Genomic DNA, 14,229 nt, shown 5'->3' with positions numbered 1-14,229 from the left:
CGAAGGAAGCGCCATGTCTCACCGCCGTCCAAAATCACCCAGCATGCAGAACTACCGGCCACAGCTGACCTCCGTCCTGTCGTTCGGGCACCGGCTTTCGGGCGTGGCGCTGAGCCTCGGCGCCTTCGGCCTCGCAGGCTGGCTGATGGCCGGCGCCTCGGGCCAGGATGCGTTCGGAAGCGCGCAGGCGCTGCTGCTGTCCGTGCCTGGCCGTATTGCGCTTTTTCTTGTAACGCTGGCGCTGTTTTACCATCTTTGCAACGGCGTCCGGCATCTGGTCTGGGACAGTGGCCGGGGCTTCGAATTGCGCGCGATCTATGCCGGCGGATGGACGGTGGTGGGGACAAGCCTGATCCTGACGCTGGCGTTGTGGACATGGGGGCTGGCATGACGATCCGCCCTATCCCGCCATTCGCACGGGCACGCGGCCTTGGAGCAGCGGGGCATGGCACGGGTCATTGGTGGGCACAGCGGGTCTCGGCCGCGGGTCTGGTGCCGCTGGTCCTGTGGTTCGTCCTGGCGTTGGCCGGCGGCGCGGCCGCGGATCACGCGAAGCTGGTGGCCCGGTTGGCGGCGCCGCTCAATTCCGGGCGCATGATCCTGCTGTTGATGGCCGGCTTTCATCATGCGGCGCTGGGGCTCCAGGTTCTGGCCGAGGACTACATTCATTCCGGCGCGCGGTTCGTCGCCGCGGCGGCGATCCAGCTGGCCTGCTTTGCAGGTGTCGTGTTCGGCATCGCTTCGGTGCTGCGCGTCGCGCTGATGCCATAGGAAGGAGTTCACGTGCTTATCCAGAAATTTCTGCCTACTGCGCGCCGGCACCTGCAATCGATCGATGTGAACGCGGCGCTTCTGCAGGCGGCAAGGCGGCTTGGCGAGGGCTGCGACATGCTGCTGGTCTGCGATGCTGCCGGCCGACTGGCGGGTGTCCTGACCAAGACCGACGTGGTCCGCCAGACAGGTCGCTGTGCCGGCGCCAGCTGCACCGCACCCGTCATCGAGGCGATGACGCGCGACGTCACCACCGTGACCCCGGACGGTTGGCTCCAGGATGTCTGGGACATCATGAAGACCCGCGGCTTCAAGAACATTCCGATCGTCGATGCAAATCGCCACCCGCTCGGCGTGCTGAATGCGCGCGATGTTCTTCAAACGCTGCTGCAGGAAGTCCGGGAGGAGGAAAACCTGCTGCACGATTATGTCATGAATATCGGCTACCGCTGACGCGGGCGCAGGGGATCTGCGTGCCACTCGTCGTCGAGGAGTAAGCGCCCCGAAAACAAACTTGACCGATTCGGAAAGCAGGTCAGCTTGGCACCCGTTCGTTTGCTGTGACCAGTTTAAAGAAACACGGACGAAACAACATCTAATCGCGTCATGACAGCACCCCGAATGCCGCGGAGCGTGCCGCGCTGCGCCGGCTGATCGGGGTATGCGGCAGCAATATTTCGGCGGTGGCGCGGCAGCCGGGGGTGGACCGCAGCACCATCTATCGCCGGATGCGCTGGCTGGGACTGGCGGATGCGGGGGGGGGGGGGCGCCGGCTGACCGGCGATCACCTGCCGGCTGCCGCCAGGCTGCGGCGATGCCGCTCGGACAGCAGGCCGGTCATCTCGCCGATCAGCCGGCCGATGGAACCGGCGCTTTCCCAGGAATAGATCGACACCACCATGGCCGGCTCGCCGCCGAAACTGTCGCAGCGCCGCAGCCGCGCGCCCGAGACCGCCGCGACCGGCAGAAGCGTGATGCCCAGCCCGCCCTCGACGCCCAGGATGACGCTGGGCAGACTGCTGCCGGAAAAGGCGACATACCAGCGCCGCTGCTCGCGCTCGATCCGCGCGAACATGGCGTCGCGGTAAAGCCCGCCGGGCGGGAACACCACCAGCGGCACCGGGTCTTGCCAGTCGCGCGGCAGGAGGGCACTTTCGAACCAGGCCATCGCCTCGGTAAAATGCGCCCGGCAATCGCTCTCGGGAGCGGGCTCCTTGACCACGACGATGTCCAGTTCGGCCGCGCGATAGCGGCGCATCAACTCGCGGCTGAGGCCGACGGTCACGTCCAGCCGGATCTGCGGGAACTGCCGGGTGAAGTCGCGAAAGATCCCGCACATCTCGGGGTTGAAGATGTCCTCGGGCAGGCCCAGCCGGATCGAACTGGTGCCGCTGGGATCGCCAAGCGCCGCCGCCGCCTCTTGCTGCAGGGCCAGGATGCGCCGGGCATAGCCCAGAAGCCGCTCGCCCTGCGGGGTCGGCAGCACCGGGCGCGCGGCACGGTCGATCAGGGCATGGCCCGCGGCATCCTCCAGCCGGGCCAGTTGCTGGCTGATGGTGGATTGCGTCATGTGCAGCCGTTCCGCGGCGCGGGTGAAGCTGCCGCTATCGACGATGGCGACAAAGGCGCGCAGCAGGCGCGGATCGAGCATCCCGGACTCCATTCGATTTCACGATGTTTATCATCTGGACATTTAATTTCCAGATGATCCCGGTCGCGCTTATCCAGAACGCAGGACAAACGACATTCGGGAGGAAACGCATTTGCACACCGAGCACCGCCACAGCCGCCGCGCCTTCCTGTGCGGCACCGGGGGGCTGATGACCGCATCGGCCGTGATGGGCATGGGAACCGCCAGCGCCGCAGGAGCCGCCGCCGGGGCCGGGGCCGCCGAGGAACTGGCACTGACCGGCGAGATCGCCGAGACGCATTACTACCTGACCGAGGTCCGGCTTGAAAGCGGCTTCGAGCGCGAGGGCGAATACATCACCGCCACCCGCACCGCGCTGCATACGCTGGAAATCCGCGACGGCAGCATCCAGGCGATCCTGGAGGAAGGCGCCGCGCTGACGCCGGACGTCCCGCGCTATTCGGCCGGGGGCAAGCTGGCGCTGCCGGCCTTTCGCGACATGCATATCCACCTGGACAAGACCTTTTATGGCGGGCCGTGGCAGGCGCCGCTGCCCCGGCAGGGCAAGACGATCATGGACATGATCGCACGCGAGGAAATCCTGCTGCCGAAGCTGTTGCCCACCTCGCAGCAGCGGGCCGAGGCGCTGATCGATCTGCTGCTGTCGCAAGGCACGACCGTGGCGCGCAGCCATTGCAACATCGACCCGGTCAGCGGGCTGAAAAGCCTGGAGCATCTGCAGCTTGCGCTGGAAAAGCACCGCGACCGCTTCGAATGCGAAATCGTGGCCTTCCCGCAGCACGGCCTGTTGCATTCCAAGGTGGACGGGCTGATGCGCGAGGCGATGGCCATGGGCGTGCAATTCGTCGGCGGGCTGGACCCGACCAACGTGGACGGCGCAATGGAACAGTCTCTGGACGCGATGTTCCAGATCGCGCTGGACCATGACAAGGCGGTGGACATCCACCTGCACGAAACCGGCCCCTCCGGCACCGCCGCGATCAACTACATGGTCGAGACGGTCGAGCGCACCCCGCAACTCAAGGGCCGGCTGAACCTGAGCCACGCCTTCGCGCTGGGGACGCTGCCCGAGGCCGAACTGGACGCGCTGGCCGAGCGCATGGCGGCGCAGGGCGTCACGGTGATCTCGACCGTGCCCATCGGGGCGCTGACCATGCCCCTGCCGCGCCTGCGCGAAAAGGGCGTGACGCTGATGACCGGCACCGACAGCGTGATCGACCACTGGTCGCCCTTCGGCACCGGCGACATGCTGGAAAAGGCCAATCTCTGCGCACAGCTTTACGGCGGGCGCGACGAGTTCGGCCTGACCCGCGCCATGGCCATCGCCACCGGCGACGTGCTGCCGCTGGACGATGCGGGCGACCGCGCCTGGCCGAAACCCGGCGATGCGGCGGAGTTCGCGCTGGCCGAGGCCAGTTGCTCGGCCGAGGCGGTGGCCCGGCGCTCGGCCCGCAGCGCCGCGTTCCACAAGGGCCGGCTGGTCTACGGCGGCGTCGCCCGAGCCTGACCCGCGACAGGCAGGGCGGCCATCGCCGCCCTGCCCCATTTCCTGCCCGCCTGCGCGACCGGACCCTGGTCGCAAAGCCCGGCGAAGCGGTCGCGCAGCAGGTTCTTCTGCACCTTGCCCATGGCGTTGCGCGGTAACTCGTCCACGAACAGCACGCGCTTGCGCTGCCTGAACCTCGCCAGCCGCCCTTCCAGCAGGGCCAGCATATCCGTCCCGGTCAGGGCGGAGCAGCCAGTCGGGACCACGACCGCCGTCACCCTCTCGCCCACGCGCCTCTCAATACAGGTGCTCTTTGGCGTGGAGATCCGACGAACGACGGGGTTCATCGATAACCTCCTGCGGCTTGTCGGGCTGGACTGGGCTGCGACCGGTTTCGGTAGCGGGCCTCCCGGCATCGCGGTCGAGAATGCTGAACCGCCAGCGATACTGTCGATGCAGCCCTGAACCAACCGGCTGGACATGTGTTCGTGGCCGGTGCGCCCGAACTGCTCGATTGCCATTGCTGCGGCATCTGGACCGAACCGCCTGTGGCCGTTCTGCAAAAAAGGGTATCCGCTCGCCATACAATCCGCCGCCATATGAGCTGATCTGGCAGGCGAACGGCCGATATTTTGCATGCTTCAAGATAAGAAAGGCCGCCCTTTTGCAGCCCGAGCGATCGATTATACTTGGATGATTAGCGAGTTATGACAGCGGTGGTTGCGGGGGCCCTCCGCCATGGCCGCCACGGCTATCGCCAGATCGCCGAACTTCGGCTCAGCCGATCGGGCCGAGTGGTCAATGACAAGCAGGTCGCGCGGCAAGGACGGGGTAAGGCGGACAGACAACCAAAGCGAGACCGGCTCTGGCTCAATGACGGGTGACGGCTGATGCATCCGCCTGCGCGCCGAGCAGCCCAACCATGTCTGGTTCCACGACCTCGTCGAAGATCGAACCCAGCCGCGTCATTCTTTTGCCGTTTCACAAAGGGCATAAGCTGAAGAAATGGGCCGGACATCGTGGTCCTACGCCCGCCCGAGCTGAATGGTAAGCGCCATCACGTGCTTCCAACGCAACGACGCAGCTTGGCTGCATTGAGAAGAATTCCACACCTTGCCCCGCATCGTCAGGGGGCGGAACGACCGATCAACAGTATTGGCAGCCTTGCGCCTGAAAGGCATTCTCCTTCCACGGTGTTCTTCAACCCCTACCCTGGCAGATCAATGCCGCCGGGGGCCATCCTATCATATCAAGATCGACCCACCAGAAGAGGTCGATCAACCAAAGGACGACACTATATCATTGCATGAATTGAGAGCATTTGATCGAATAAACAAATGAGTGACTTGCAGTTGTGAAAATGGTAGAATTTTACCATTATTTCCCGTCTAGGTGCATCCGATGCCACACACATCCGGCACGACCTCCACCTTTCGGCAAGAAGAACAGAATAAGCAGGACAAATGGAGCGATCTCTTCAAGAGTGAGGAAGAGATCATCGACGGCGCCTATGGTAGAGCCGGGAAAGAGGACCGGAAAGGCTACCGGACAGGCATCTGCCTTTCGGGAGGCGGCATTCGCTCCGCAACCTTTGCTTTGGGGGTTCTTCAGGCTTTGGCAAAGGCGAAGCTCATCAAGCATCTCGACTATATGTCGGCGGTCTCGGGCGGCGGATATATCGCATCAGCGATGGCGCTGCATTACGCGCAAAACCGCGATGAAAATCCGTCCGAAGCGGGGGATCCAGATGGGAACTTTCCATTCAAGGAGCCCGAGGAGGACGATGATGGTGGTCGCGCACTGAACTTCTTGCACAACAATGCGAACTATCTTGCGCCGGAAGGCTTCCGGGGTTTTGCAACCGGCTTCTACGTTGTTGCCAGATCAATCCTGTTCAACCTGTTCATCTGGACGCTGCTTGCCGGCGTTGTCGTTGCAGCTCTCATGAAATTTTCCATGTGGGTCATTCCCAAGGATAATTCCTGGTATAAGGGCTGGCATAGCTACCTGTCGTGCCCTCGCATGACAGGATCCTGGCTTGAACAATATTCGGAATATATATGCAGGCACGAAAATATCGTTTTCTGGCTGTTTCTTACGCTATCACTTTTCCTTTTTGGCGTAATCGTTGTTCTGATGGTCATGGCTTCCATCTCGAGCTTCCGGCCGAACGAGGCGGGAAAGACGGAGGAGGAAAATCTCTGGCGATTCTCCACGGGTCTCGTTCTGCTCTGCCTGCCCTTCGTAGCCCTTGTGCTTTGGGGAGCCGAGCCATGGCCCATACTCCGGTCCGTGCCCTGGTTCGTGAAACCCGCCCCAGTCGTTATCTTTACGGCTTTTGCGCTGGTTGGTCTCTGGTTGGTCGGAGCATATATTCCCGCCCGCCTCCGTGGAGGCGGCCGGTCGCCGAATGGCCCGCCCGCCCCGGAATACGGACGACGGCGCATGGTCGAGGCCCTCTCTGGGGGAATGCTCATTCTCGCTGTGGGATTCCTTCTGGTCGGCATCATTCCCTTCATTCCTCCTCTCCTCCCCTTTTTAGTCGGCGAGATCGGTGGCGGCCCAAAAGGCGTTGAAGAGGGCGGCCACCTGGGCCTTCTGCCTTTCGCTATCTATCTCATAGCCACCATGTCGGCGCTTTTCGGTTTCTACCAGGCGCGGCTGAAGGGAGTATTGGGACAGAAAGCCACCGTGGTCATTGTCGCTGGCTCTGCGATCCTTGTCTATGGCGCAGGCATAGCCGCATATCTGGCCGCGCTGGACCTGCTCGAGATCCATAAGGCGCTCTTGGACAATACCAATCCGCTCGAGCTGCGCCATGTTCTCTATATGGTTGCCGTGATCACCGCTGCCGCGCTCTGTTTCATTGTCAATATCAACGATATCTCATTGGGTCGCTTTTATCGCGATCGGTTGATGGAAGCCTATATGCCGGACAAGGCAAGCGTCGACCTCCGCAAAGTCGGCGCGGCGGGTTCGGCCGATCGCTACAAGATGAGAGAAATCGCAAATCTTCCCCAAAAGGATAAGCCTGGCGAGGACGAGAGCAATATCGTTATGCCATCTGAGCCGCGCAGGCTCAACGGACCCTATCCGCTGATCTGTACGACGGTGATGACGCCCTGGGCGGAAGACATGACAGACCGGCGGCGCGGCGGCGATTCCTTCATCCTTTCGCCACTCTATTGCGGCTCGACAGTGACGAGCTGGCAACCCACTCAAGAAGCGCTCGGCGGGAATCTGTCGCTGCCGACGGCCATGGCAATCTCCGGCGCGGCTGCAAATCCAGGTGGTGGTTTCGCGGGTGCCGGTCCTACAACCAATATCGTCGTAGCAACTGCGATGACGCTTCTCAGCATGCGCCTCGGCTATTGGTTCCGATGGCGAAAAATAGCGAAGTGGCGTCAATGGTTGAATCCATATGGCAACCACCTTTTCCCCGTCACGACCAACCTGCTGCGTCGGGTATTAAACTCCAAAACGAAAAACCCGGTGTTCGTTGAACTCAGCGACGGCGGGCATTTCGAGAACCTGGGACTCTATGAGCTGGTGCGTCGGCGCTGTGCATTGATTATCGTTTGCGATGGCGAGTCGGACCCCACCACTGCCTATAACAACTTCACCGCGGCCATCCGGCTTATTCGCGAGGATTTTGCCGCGGAGATAGATTTCAACATGAAGATCTTCGACAAGAGTGGCGGAGAATTCCAGCCCTCTGGACCGCAGCATATCGTGGCACGGAAGCACGAGAACGAATATCCCAAGGAGGTCGAGTTCGCGCGCCGCGGCTACTTCCTAGGAACGATCCGCTACGCCAGCCAAAGCCAGATGGAAAAACGCATCAGGAAAGTTCCTGCGGCCTCGCATTCCAAATATGGCAAGGCTCCAGAAGAGAAACTGGGTCCGGAAGAGGGGTTGCTCATCTATCTCAAATCCGCCCTCATTCCGGGTTTATCGATCTCGACACGCAGCTATCGGGGCGGACACCCCGAATTTCCCTATGAGAGCACGACGGACCAGTTTTTCTCGATGGAGCAGTTCGAGGCTTATCGTGACGTTGGAAAGAGAATCGCGGGCCAGATGCTTGATGAAACCGACCTCGCCCTGCTGTTCAAGGATGGGCGTCCGTCTTGGTCCGGCTTAATAGGCTTCGATACCTCCAGGAGGTTCGGCCGATAATCCATGGTGCATTGCTTGAAAATGACATCGAATTGAACCGATGTGCCAGAAACCTGGATCAGGGGGATTCCTGGCAAGCGGCCCTGTGATTCCATTCCTTTGGGAAGATGGATCATGTCAGCACCGCACCATCGGCATTTTGGGTTCGGTTTCCGCGCTACCTCAATGAAGATCCAGGCGCGGCGGCGGCACGGTTGAAGCTGTCGCCGAAGGCAGGTGTGCGGTGGGTGCGAAGCGATGGGTCATGCGCGGGCCACCCCTCAGGACCGTCCCAAGGGCCATGGCAAGCTCGCACCGTATCCCGCTTTCTTCAACGAACTGCTGGTCAGGGTGCCGATATGATCATGCTCGACCCGCCCACAGACTAAAAACCCTCAGCGGCCTCAAGCCCTGCGAACGGGGCCTTCCGCAGGCGATCATGCGCACAAAAGGCGGCCTGAACGCCAGGCTGGACATGCTCAGCGGCAAGAGGGTCTGCCCGCTAAATTTCCTCTCCGGCCTGAGAGTGCGGCAGATATTGATATTGCCAAAACGCTCAAAATGGAGAAAGCTGACCGAGACCTTATCCAGAATTCGAATCGACTGTCGACCGGCAGTCCTGCACCCTGTTGGGCTTTTATTAATCCGGCATCCGCGAAAATCGCCGTTCGCCGGAACAATATTGACGTGACGCCTCCTCGATAGCATTCAGTGACCTGCACGGTGTGCAGATCAAGATCGTCTTGCGGCAGCTGATGAGTTCTCTGCGGTTAAAATTTCTCCCGCTCTGTGCATTGTAATCCGATACAGTGCGAGCGCGCTTGAAGGCGGGATTCGCTATGGATGATATCTATCAAGAACCCATAGATAACGTCGATCTTCATGCGCGCCTCTATCGGGAATGCGAGGCGATGATCGCGCTGATGGCCGGTCGGGGAATTTCCTGCGCGCCGGCCATTCTTGAACGAATAACGATCCTCGACCTGGGAATCTCGAAACGCCAGGATATTCCGATCAAGGATCTGGTCGCCCTGCATGCCGCCTTGGCCGAGGTGATCCGCCCTGCACTACCGCAGTCGGTTGAGCTGCTGCATTGGGACGCAACCCGGCGCAAAATTCCGTTCTGGGATCTGTTGCATTTTCTTGCCCCCGTCTCGGCGGTTCGCAAGGTGATCCTGTTCACCATCCTGTGCTTCTTCGTCTTTTTTGCCGTATTGATCTTTGGACCGCTGACAGCCGAGCAGGTTGGCAACGGTATCCCGCTGTTCAACACCGAGGTTGAAGCGGATATGGCGTCTGCCGAAAATACGGGCGGAACCGCGGGCGGAAATATGAACCACTTCGCCCTGTTCTGCCTTACGCTGTTCTACGTCTCGCTCAGCGCGATCGGCGCCTGTTTCGCCACGCTCTACGATGCCAACCGCTATGTCTGCGAAGGCACCTATGATCCCCGGCGGGGATCGAGCTATGCCATTCGCATCGGGCTGGGCATGATGTCGGGATTCCTGCTTTCGCAGGTGCTTTTCGGCCTGACCGGCGATGCGCGCCTTTTCGGCCGGGTTGTCCTGGCATTGCTGGGCGGATTTGCGGGCGAATTGATCTATCACATCCTGAACAAGCTGGTGGGTGCCGTCGAAAGTGTGTTCAAGGAAGATCCCCGCAGCCTCGTCGAGCGGATCACGCGGGAAGCCGAGGTGCGCGAACAGGCGGCCATCCAGCGTCGGCAAGCCGCCCAGACGGTGGAGGCGGTGACCTTTGCGGCCCAAATGGAGGCGGCGGGCGATCCTGCCGCCCGCGCCGCCGCCACCCGCGAGTTCCTCGCGCGGTCCTCGGGCACGGAACAGGCCGCTGCCGGGAACGCCTCCGATCCTGTCACGATTACGGTGCAGAAAGCCGCGGCGACCGCTGCCTTCCTGCATCGCGCGCTGGAAATCCTGCCCTCTGGCGAAGGCGCGAAGCTGCGTGATGCGCTGGACCGGCTGGAAAAGGGGATCGCCCGCGTCCGCAACATCGACGACCGTGGGGAGCTGGCGGCAGAGGCGGCGAAGCTTGGCGGTCTCGCCCTGGCCAAAGGGCCGCTGAAGGGCATCCTTGCCGCCAGCCTGGGAAAGCTTGCGGGGCCGCTCGCCCCTCTCGGCATCTCGCCGGGCGGCCTTGCGCTGATGGTGGTGACGCTGGCCGGCCAGCACGGCGCCGTCGCCTATCGCCGCTGGAAAGCGCGGGTGCTGAACGCTCCCTACCTGCCCGATCTCCTGCCGGTCGATCCGATCGACGCTGCGGCGGTCCAATCCGCCCTCGACGACATGCCGGATGCCCTGGCCGCCCTTCAACCGGGGTCGGACGACATGGCTGCGCTCAACCGTCTCGGCCAGGCTGCGGCCGACCTTGATCACGACAGCTTCTTCGACCGCTTCGGCCGCGCCTTCGCCGGCACGCGCGAGGAGTTCGATGCTGCCGTGGCCGGCTTCCGGGACCGGATGAGGCAACTGCGCCGTGTCGAACTCGACCGGCTGGTGACGGCGGAGATCCCGGAACCGATGCTCGTCCTGTCCGGCGCGCCCGACCGCGGCAGCCTGCTTGCTGCGCTCGACACGCTCCAGAAAACGCCGGAAACGCTGGCGGAACTGGAAAAGCTTTTCCTAATGGCCGCCGCCATGCGCGACAGCCCCACCGCGGCAATCGACCTGCAATTGCTCCGCGAGGCCCTGGCTGCCGCAGAAAAGGAGGCCATGTCATGAGACTGCCCTATCTGCTTGCCGCCACGCTGACTGCGCTGGTCGTGCTGGCGGGCTGCGACAACCCCGGCGACCAGATCGCCAGAGTTGTCGATCCAGAAATGGCGGAACTTGCCAAAGTGCAGGCGATGGACCGGCCTGCGGCGGCTGCGCATGTTCCGCAATGTCGCATAAGGGAAGAAGGCTGCGCCCGCGTCCATGAGATCACCGGCGACGCATGCCTGCGCATGGCGCAGGACCGGCTGGCCAGCGGCGGTGCCGCGCCCTATGCCGCATGTGCGGCCGCCCGGTTCGGCGTCCTGCGCAATGCCGGGGTGCTCGGCACCAGCCTGCGCGGGCTGGAGGCCGAAAGGCTGCTGCGGGAAACGGCCAGCCGCGCAGAGGCCAATGAGGCCAATATGCGGCTGGCCGCGCTGGCCGCGCTGGCCGCAGGGGTGGATCACCCCGCTGCGGGCTATTATCGCGCCAGCGCCGTCGATTGGCAGGCCGCTTTCGCCGGTCCTGTCCCCTGCGCTGCCCTGCAGGAGGCGCAGGGTCATGCCCGGCAGGCCGCCGCCGCTGGACCGGCCGAAGGGCTCGACAATCGGGCGGCCGCGGCCACGCTGGCTAACCGGCTTTCCCAGCGCAACCAAGCCGGGGGATGCACATGATGGAGACCGCGATCCTTCAGTATCTCGGCCCGCCGATGATGAGAGGGCCAATGGTGTTGTTGCTGCAGCTCCGTCTTGCCCAGCTTGCGCTTCTGCCGATCGAGGGGGTGGACGGTCTCTTTGGTCCGCAGACCGCGCAGGCGGTGCGGGCGCTGCAGGCCCGCATGCGCCTGCCGATAACCGGCGCATTGGAGGCTGATCTGGCCCGCCAGTTGATCGCCGGGCTGGCCGATGATGCGCGACCAGAGCTTTCGGCAAGTGCGACCCTTTCCACCATGGCGTCACCCGCCGGGCTTGGCGCCCAGCTCCAGCCGGGCCTGCGGCCGCCTCGGCACCCGCGCCCGCGGCCTGCCGAGCGGCTTCGCGCTGTTCCAGCGGATCAGCTGCCCAATGCCCGGCCCAAGCGGATCATTCTGCATTGGACGGCGGGCAATGCCAGGGCGTCAACCCAGGATCTGCAGCACTATCACTTCTGCATCGAACAGGACGGCACCATTCGGCGCGGCAACCGCACCATCGCAGACAATGACTCCACCGCGGATGGCCGCTATGCCGCCCACACGCGGCAATGCAACACTCGCTCTGTCGGTCTGGCGCTGTGCGGCATGGCCGGGGCGCAGGAGCGACCCTTTCGCGCTGGCCGCGCGCCGATACGCGAGGCGCAGATTCCGGTGCTCGCCCGTCTCGCCGCCCAGATCTGCCAGCGCTACGACATTCCGGTCAGCCGCGAAACGGTGCTGGCGCATGGCGAGGTCCAGTCGATCCTGAAAATCCCCCAGAACGGCAAATGGGATCCGCTGGTCCTGCCCTGGCGACCGGAGCTTTCTCCGCGAGAGGTCGGCGATCTGCTGCGCGCCGAGGTCGCCCAAGCGCTCGCCTCTCCCGCCGCCGATCCGGTCGGGGGCGACGAAGCCCCAGGCCGGTTCCCCCTCTTCATCAACGGCCGCGAGGTGGCCGGCGGCGGCATCCCCGAGGATGGCGAGGATTGGGTGCCGCTCGCCCCCCTTCTGGAAGCGACCGGCTGGCAGAGCGAATCGCCCGAGGGCCTGTCCAGCGTGACCCTGACGGGCCCGGCAGTGCTGATCCGCGCAGGCGAGGCCACGGCCTGGGTCGATCTACGCACCGAGGCAGGGATGGATCTGATCTTTCTCGATGATCTCGTGGAGGAACTGGACCTCAGCCTCAGCATCGAACCCGACGGCACCCGACAGCTCAAGGGTGATCCCGGCGGCGGGTTTGCAACGCTCGACGGCACCCGCTTTCAGCGGGTCACGGTGGCGCGCGGCGATACCCTTCGCGCCATCGCGCGCCACCATCTCGGCGACCCGGAGTTGTGGCGGCAGATCCGCGATCCCGATGGCCAGGTGTTCAACGAATCAACGGCGCGCACGCTGGCCGCCGGCATTCAGGTTCTGGTGCCGGTCGTTCCAGCTGCCAGGCCCGCCGCGCCGACCGGCCCCATGGATCCCGCAGCCTTTGCCGAAATCGCGCAGGCGGTTTCGCAACTGACCCATCGCCTGAACAAGGATGCGGCCCAGAAAGCGGTGCCCATCATCCTCGCCGCCTGCCTGGCCGAGGGGATCACCGACCCGAGCCACCTGGCCTATGTGCTTGCGACCGCCGAGCATGAAACCAATTTCGGCCGCCAGATGATCGAGAAATGGGGCAATCCGCCCTCGGCCAACCAGCAGCGGTATCAGGGCCGGTTCGGCAATATCCACGCCGGCGATGGCAAGCGGTTCCGGGGGCGCGGCTATGTTCAGCTGACCTTCCGCGACAATTATCGCCGGTTCGGCAAGGCGATCGACCTGCCGCTGGAGGACAACCCCGACCTCGCAGCCGAGGAAGAAACTGCCGCGCGGCTGATGGCGATCGGCATGGGCCGGCTTGGCTATACCCGCGGCTTTCCGGTGCTGGCTACCTTCGGAAGCGGCGAGAATTTCGATTTCACCGCCGCACGGCGCATCATCAACGGCGACGGCAACACGAAGACCGACCGCTACCCGGTCCCATTCGGCCAGGCCATCGGCGGCCGCGCCCAGGCCTATGCAACCGTTCTTCTTCAGCGGTTGCTCTGACGTCCGCTCCGGTTTCGGAGGACACTCCGCAGCGCGCGCATGAAACGATCTGTCCATCAGATGCCAATGCCTGCCTGCATGGAATGACGACGCGCATTGCGAGGAAGGGGATAAGACGAAGGTAGCCGCTTGATCCACGCAGGCCCGCCCGAATTGTCCACCCTGCACAAGGGCAAGATGCGGAAACCCACGTCGATGACATTCTTGAAGTCGGGAGGATAACCGTTTTTGATCGGAGCGAAGGAACCTGGTTAACAGGCTGGCTGAAGCTTCTCGATGTCTTCCTTGGTCAGGACAGCCCGCCCGTTGCCTCGATATTCCCCTGGCCATCCGCAACCAGCGTAATCGCGTTCAGGACGATTTTGCCTTCAGCAGCCGAGGTTATTTCCTGATCCTGGAGATACGCCACGATCGCCAGAGCCGAGCATCCTCCGCCGGATATGACCGCGGTGAGTTTCATTTATCACGCCATAAAGATGTGTTTGGGCTGGCGAATGGCTGGCACTTCGCACCTAATAGCCTTTCGCTCCCGCCAACATCATTATTTTGTTACGAAATGCTTCTGCGCCATAATGGCATACCGAATTTTCAGCTCCGACATGAATGTTGGACTTAATAGCATCGCCAGGATGGAATATGCCCGCGAAAGATTGCGCAAAATCCCCGCCGGCATTTCAAACCGTCCAGTGTTTTTGGCGTG

11 protein-coding genes and 1 pseudogene are annotated in these 14,229 nt (G+C 62.9%); 9 read left to right on the top strand and 3 right to left on the bottom strand.

The features are described from left to right. Positions 1-13 precede the first annotated feature (13 nt). From sdhC to KF941_RS25980, 3 genes are read left to right on the top strand one after another with little or no spacing between them, the layout of a single operon-like run. Complete coding sequence (sdhC, locus tag KF941_RS25990; RefSeq protein ID WP_214275010.1) at positions 14-391, top strand: succinate dehydrogenase, cytochrome b556 subunit; 378 nt, start codon at positions 14-16, stop codon at positions 389-391. Next, a complete protein-coding gene (sdhD, locus tag KF941_RS25985) occupies positions 328-771 on the top strand; it encodes a succinate dehydrogenase, hydrophobic membrane anchor protein (protein WP_346429031.1) in 444 nt (147 codons plus the stop codon). Before sdhC ends, sdhD begins: the two co-directional genes overlap by 64 nt. Before the next feature lie 12 nt (positions 772-783). Next, the gene (locus KF941_RS25980; protein ID WP_140848572.1) at positions 784-1,224 is read left to right on the top strand and encodes a CBS domain-containing protein; all 441 of its coding nucleotides are present in this window, start codon (positions 784-786) and stop codon (positions 1,222-1,224) included. Positions 1,225-1,555: 331 nt separating this feature from the next. Here the strand turns inward: KF941_RS25980 and KF941_RS25975 are convergent, their stop codons facing one another. Continuing rightward, on the bottom strand, positions 1,556-2,422 hold the full coding sequence (locus tag KF941_RS25975) for a LysR family transcriptional regulator (protein WP_214275008.1): 867 nt from the start codon (positions 2,420-2,422) through the stop codon (positions 1,556-1,558). 112 nt (positions 2,423-2,534) lie between these two features. Between KF941_RS25975 and KF941_RS25970 the strand changes: the two genes are divergently transcribed. Beyond that, positions 2,535-3,929: an amidohydrolase family protein gene (locus tag KF941_RS25970; RefSeq protein WP_214275007.1), complete on the top strand. Its 1,395-nt coding sequence runs from the start codon at positions 2,535-2,537 to the stop codon at positions 3,927-3,929. On the opposite strand, the gene KF941_RS25965 is transcribed toward KF941_RS25970, so the two are convergent. After that, positions 3,905-4,198 (bottom strand): hypothetical protein, encoded by a 294-nt coding sequence (locus KF941_RS25965; RefSeq protein WP_240540683.1) that lies wholly within the window; start codon positions 4,196-4,198, stop codon positions 3,905-3,907. The two genes, KF941_RS25970 and KF941_RS25965, sit on opposite strands and share 25 nt — an antisense overlap. On the opposite strand from KF941_RS25965, the pseudogene KF941_RS28230 reads away from it, so the two are divergent. The 5 genes and pseudogenes from KF941_RS28230 to KF941_RS25945 form a co-directional block, all read left to right on the top strand. Next, positions 4,197-4,292: pseudogene (locus KF941_RS28230) on the top strand (IS5/IS1182 family transposase); the annotation flags it as partial. The gene KF941_RS25965 and the pseudogene KF941_RS28230 overlap by 2 nt on opposite strands. 1,017 nt (positions 4,293-5,309) lie before the next feature. After that, positions 5,310-8,087 (top strand): patatin-like phospholipase family protein, encoded by a 2,778-nt coding sequence (locus KF941_RS25960; RefSeq protein ID WP_214275006.1) that lies wholly within the window; start codon positions 5,310-5,312, stop codon positions 8,085-8,087. Between the two features lie 818 nt (positions 8,088-8,905). After that, positions 8,906-10,804 carry a hypothetical protein gene (locus tag KF941_RS25955; protein WP_214275005.1) on the top strand — a complete coding sequence of 633 codons (1,899 nt, stop codon included), beginning with the start codon at positions 8,906-8,908 and terminating at the stop codon, positions 10,802-10,804. Further along, a complete protein-coding gene (locus KF941_RS25950; protein ID WP_214275004.1) occupies positions 10,801-11,451 on the top strand; it encodes a hypothetical protein in 651 nt (216 codons plus the stop codon). Before KF941_RS25955 ends, KF941_RS25950 begins: the two co-directional genes overlap by 4 nt. Beyond that, positions 11,448-13,529: an N-acetylmuramoyl-L-alanine amidase gene (locus tag KF941_RS25945; protein WP_214275003.1), complete on the top strand. Its 2,082-nt coding sequence runs from the start codon at positions 11,448-11,450 to the stop codon at positions 13,527-13,529. The genes KF941_RS25950 and KF941_RS25945 overlap by 4 nt, the downstream gene beginning before the upstream one ends. A 289-nt stretch (positions 13,530-13,818) precedes the next feature. Here KF941_RS25945 and KF941_RS25940 read toward each other — a convergent pair whose 3' ends face one another. Next, entirely contained in the window at positions 13,819-13,989 is a 171-nt protein-coding gene (locus KF941_RS25940; protein ID WP_214275002.1) for a hypothetical protein, read from the bottom strand. Positions 13,990-14,229 lie beyond the last annotated feature (240 nt).

The sequence above is a fragment of the Paracoccus sp. pheM1 genome, from assembly GCF_018499825.1.
GTDB lineage: Bacteria > Pseudomonadota > Alphaproteobacteria > Rhodobacterales > Rhodobacteraceae > Paracoccus > Paracoccus versutus.
The sequence above is the reverse complement of the archived record's forward strand: the minus strand, read 5'-3'. Positions and strand labels throughout refer to the sequence as shown.